Origin of the sequence: Paramuribaculum intestinale (assembly GCF_003024925.1) — a bacterium.
Classification (GTDB): domain Bacteria; phylum Bacteroidota; class Bacteroidia; order Bacteroidales; family Muribaculaceae; genus Paramuribaculum; species Paramuribaculum intestinale.
This window is the reverse complement of sequence record NZ_PUED01000184.1, coordinates 1-4,310: the sequence shown is the minus strand read 5'-3', so window position 1 is coordinate 4,310 and position 4,310 is coordinate 1. Positions and strand designations below refer to the sequence as shown.

Genomic DNA, 4,310 nt, shown 5'->3' with positions numbered 1-4,310 from the left:
GTCGGCAGCGTCAGTTGTGTATATGAGACAGGGGTTTACCTTCTGCGTCCTTGCCCTTTCCGGGAAGAATACGGAACCAGGGGAAATACTTGTATTCGTTGGTATTGTTCCAATCCGGCCGCCAACCTTCGTTAAGGGCTTCGGTTATGGTTTCCAACTTACGGCGGGCGATCTCGTCGGGACGGAAGCCGCAGGCCTTAAATGCCTTTTCGTCCATTTCGGCTATGCCTAAGACTTCGCAAGCGTCGGCGTAGGTCTTCACGCGTTCGCGGATGTCGGTGTACTCCTGTTCCTCGGTATAGAAGTCGAATACGTTAGCGTCTTCGTCTTCGTTGATGATGTCCTTCACTTGGTCGCTTGCTTCTTCCACGCTGTCGAAGCGGGCCACGAACTCGGCGGATTCGCCGTACTTTCGGAAAAGTGCTATTTTCTTCATTTGGGGTTGTTTGTTAATGGGTTATTAAAATATTTCGGGTTTGTTTTCTTCGGGTCGGTTAGCGTCGTTGTAAAGGATCCGCCGTTGCCGGGCTATGGCTAACCGTACTTGTTTTATAGCGTCCTCGCGTCCTATAAGGCTTTGTTCGTAGTCCAATAACTCCGCTTCCGAAGTCGCTAAGAAGTAGCCGCCGGACGTGGCTATAAGGCCCGTTAGTAGGTCGGTCATTCGGATATGGTTAATAAGTTTCCTTATCCGGGGTTCTGTTACCGTATATCCGGCTATGTTAAGCCGCTGCACGATTGTACGGTTTGTTACTGCGTTTTCCTTTCCTACCTTGGTTTTCAACCCACGAAGGACGAGCGGAAGTAATACGTTTTCTTCGTACTCGGTTAAGGGCGCGGTTTCGGAATTAAAGCCTTTAATCATAGTTAGAAGGGCGTTTTATTGAAGTTAATACTAAGTCCGGGGGCTGCTATGTGTACCCGCTTCCCGGTCGCCCTGTAAACTCTCTCTTTGAAGGCTACGGGGTCGCCGTTACCCGCCGAAAGGTGTATTAGGACGATGTTATTTACCGCCTTCAGGTCGTTGGCTTTAAGCGCGTCTATACAGGTGTCTATACTTAGGTGGCTTTCCCTCACTCTTTCCCGAAGGGTCGGAATTAGTCGGCCTTCCTCTACGTTGCGGTCTAATATTTCCGGGTCGTAGTTGCATTCTATAAGGACGTTGTTTAAGCCTTTGAAGGTGTTAGGTAGGTAGTAGGTATCGGTAGCGAACAAAATGCCGCCCGTTTCCGGGTGCCAAATGTAGAAGCCCACGGGTTCGGCGCAGTCATGCTTCGTGGCGAACGGTATAACCTTAAAACCTCCTATCTGCTGAACCTTGTAGCCGTTGCCTTCTTGCTCCAACGTGCGCGGCTTCCACTCGCTTTTTACCTTGGCGTTGTCTATTGTGCCTTGGGTAGCGTAGACGGGAATAACGGCGTTCAATACTTCGTTAATCCGTCCGGCGTGGTCGCCGTGTTCGTGGGTTATAAGACAGCCTACCACTTTGGAAATATTGCCTTCCAACGCGGCTACTACCTTCTTGAAGTTTACCCCGGCTTCAATGAGCAGGGCTTCGCCCACATTCTCCAAAATGTAGGCGTTGCCGCTGCTGCTTGAACCTAAAACACGAAGTACCATTAGAAATTGGGCTTTCTTGGTGTATTATAAGCCGGGGCCGGTTGTGGGTCGGCCTGGGGCTGTGCTTGTGGTTGGGGTGCCGGAGCTGCTTGGGACTGAACCGGGGCGGTGTATGTCTGCGGCGCGGGTTCTGCCTGTGCCGGGGCGTGGACTTCTTCGGCCATTACCGTTTCCGCGTCGTCGAAGCCAATAGCGGGGCCGGTGTTTGCCTGTTCCTTAATCTCGACGGCTACGGTATCTACTACCACGTTGGGGCGGCTGCTTGTTTCGTCCGCGTCGCCGTAGTCCGTTCCTGTAAGGTATTCGTAGAGGGCTTTCTTTGCGCGGCGTTCTGCCTTTCCGCGTAGTTGGTCGTTGCTGCTGTATTGGTCGCGGCGGACGGTGGCTTGAACCGTAAGGCTATTTTTGTCGCCGTTGTAGGAATACGTTACTTTGCACGGGAATACGGCGTAGGCGGGGTTTTGGCTTGTGTCCTGTTGAACGTCGATAATGTATTTCGCCCCAATCTTTTTTAGAAGGGCGGTATAGCCTTCTTTCGTGGGGTACATCGTGCCGCTAATGATGTTGAACTGGTTCCCGGTAGGAAGAAGCCCAATTATAGCGGCATCTATTATCGCTTCGCGGACGGTAGCCACTTCGTAGGGCGGCTTTACTCGTCCGTTCTTGTCGGGCTTGCCGTCGCGGTCGGTGCGGAAGCCTACTTTTGTGTTCATCAAAGGCATAAATACCTTTTCCATTACTTCTTCGGTAAGTGCTTCGCGTAGAAGGGTTATTACTTTCGCGGCGTTGAAGGCTGCGCCGAAGTTGTTTACGATGTCTATCGCCGAAGCGTCGCGTAATGCAACTTCAAATTTTTCTTTTGCGGCTACTATGGTAGCCGGAAGTTCCGGGGTCTTGCACATGGTCGGAATATTTTTTAGTTGTTTGTTACTTGGAACTCCCCCGTAGTGACTACAAGCCGGACTAATTGGCTTTTTACGGGGATGAAGTCGTTTACACTCTCGGCGTTATCGACAATTATAGGGGCGGTTACTCCGTGGAAGGCGCAAAGGGCGTTAATCACGGCTAACCCGGCGTTAATCTGCCCAGCGTGGTTCTTGTCTTGGTATCGTACCCCGCCAATGTAGGCCACGCAGTCCGGCTCTTTCTCGCCGTTTACAAGCGTCTTATACATTCGGAACTCCACGCCGTCGAAAAGCCCGTTTACACGGCGTTCTACTTCTTCCATACGACATCTTACGAAGTCGTCTATTAGGGCTTCTTCGGTTTGAAGTGTTGCCTTTTCCTGTGCCAACGTAGCGGCTTCCTTATCAAGTTCCACTATACGGGCTTCGGCGGCTTTAATGGTGGCGCGAAGTCCGAGCTTTTGGTCTATCTCGGAAAGGCGGGCGCGAAGTGTCGCCCGGCTCTGCTGACGCTCTGCGGCGGTGTCCTGTGTTGTCGGTGCTGTCACGGCTGCACGGCGGGCGTTCAGTTGGTCTATCTCCTTTTGAAGGGCTACCCAAGTCGGAAGCGTCTGCGGGTCTATTTGCGGGTCGGTGCTTACGCGGGGATTGGCGGCTATGGTGTTGTTATAGGTCGCCTTCTTTGTGGCGTAGTCCTGTACGGCGGCGTTGTGCTTGGTATCAAGGGCGACGGCTTCCGCTTCAAGGCGTTTTATTTCCGCGTCCTGTGCCGCTATAAGCCTGTTTAGTTCCTGGCCTTCCGCGTCCATCTTGTCAAGTCGGGCGGTTTGGTTGGCAATGAAGGCGGCGCGGGCGGTGTCTTGGTTCTTGCGGAAGGATTCAAGGGCTGCGGCTGCGTCGCACTGATGGCGGTTGGGTGCTCCGGGGTCGGCGCACTGATGACCGAATACCGGGCAAATAAGCGGGCCGGCGGTCGGGGCTTGCTGTTCTTGGAATTGTTCGTTATTGACCTTCTCCCAATTCTTGCGAAGGTCGGCTACTTGGGCTTCGTAGTCCTCTTTACGGCGTTTGGCAGTGGCTATGGAAGCCGTTATTACTGACTTCTCCCGGCTGTAATATTTGTTTTCGCTTTCCTCGTCGCGCTGTACTTGAGCGAGGTCGCGGGCGGCTTCGTCGGCTACGCGGTTGGTTTCGTAAGCTGCTGCGCGGGCCGCTTCCTTCGCGTCCTGTAACGCCTTCGCCTGTGTGTCGCGCTTAGTGTTGATTTCCGCCTGTATCTTTGCCGCCTGTTCGTAGGCTACGCGGTTGGCTTCTGCTTCGGAAGCTGCCGCCGCGTCAATGTTGGCGAGGTCTTCCTGTATCTGCGCCTTCTCGCTTTCAAGGGCGGCGTAGTTCGGGGCTACCGGGGTGTTTCGGGTGGCTTCATCTTTGCGGGTCGGTATCTTTTCTAACTGCGCTTCAATCCTGCCACGACGTACCGAAATTTCCTTTTTGTATTCTTCCATCGTCTTGCCTGTTACCCGGCGAAGAAGGGCGGCAAATTCTTCGCGGGTGGCTGCTACGTCCGCGTCGTTAATCTTGCCCGCCATCGTAAGCAAGTATTCGCGTTGTGCCTTCCAATGAAGCGTAAGGAAGTAGTAAGGATCCGTAATGACCTTAAAGAGGTCTTCGGGTATTATTGTGGCTACCTTTGCGTCGTATTCTGCCTTCTTCAAGGGTACGCCGTTAAAGAAGTAGTCGGTATGGTGCCCGGACAGGGTGCGCTCGGTGCTTCCTTTCTGTCTC

The 4,310-nt window shown here is 53.2% G+C and carries 5 protein-coding genes; all 5 read right to left on the bottom strand.

The window, feature by feature from the left end; translation table 11 throughout:
- Window positions 1-10: 10 nt before the first annotated feature.
- Entirely contained in the window at window positions 11-436 is a 426-nt protein-coding gene (locus C5O24_RS14665) for a hypothetical protein (RefSeq protein WP_240604985.1), read from the bottom strand.
- 24 nt (window positions 437-460) lie between these two features.
- Window positions 461-664, bottom strand: a complete 204-nt coding sequence (locus tag C5O24_RS14505) for a hypothetical protein (RefSeq protein WP_240604983.1) — start codon at window positions 662-664, stop codon at window positions 461-463.
- 203 nt (window positions 665-867) lie between these two features.
- Window positions 868-1,620, bottom strand: coding sequence for an MBL fold metallo-hydrolase (locus tag C5O24_RS11040; RefSeq protein ID WP_107681825.1), 753 nt, complete (start codon window positions 1,618-1,620; stop codon window positions 868-870).
- Window positions 1,620-2,522 (bottom strand): hypothetical protein, encoded by a 903-nt coding sequence (locus C5O24_RS11030; protein ID WP_205961099.1) that lies wholly within the window; start codon window positions 2,520-2,522, stop codon window positions 1,620-1,622. The genes C5O24_RS11040 and C5O24_RS11030 overlap by 1 nt, the downstream gene beginning before the upstream one ends.
- A 14-nt stretch (window positions 2,523-2,536) precedes the next feature.
- A partial coding sequence (locus C5O24_RS14080) for a coiled-coil domain-containing protein (protein WP_107681824.1) occupies window positions 2,537-4,310 on the bottom strand: 1,774 nt, incomplete at its 5' end.

Excerpts from the sequence above, each read along its gene's own strand:
- C5O24_RS14665 (WP_240604985.1), bottom strand. The coding sequence starts at position 436 with ATGAAGAAAATAGCACTTTTCCGAAAGTACGGCGAATCCGCCGAGTTC.
- C5O24_RS14505 (WP_240604983.1), bottom strand. The coding sequence starts at position 664 with ATGACCGACCTACTAACGGGCCTTATAGCCACGTCCGGCGGCTACTTC.
- C5O24_RS11040 (WP_107681825.1), bottom strand. The coding sequence starts at position 1,620 with ATGGTACTTCGTGTTTTAGGTTCAAGCAGCAGCGGCAACGCCTACATT.
- C5O24_RS11030 (WP_205961099.1), bottom strand. The coding sequence starts at position 2,522 with ATGTGCAAGACCCCGGAACTTCCGGCTACCATAGTAGCCGCAAAAGAA.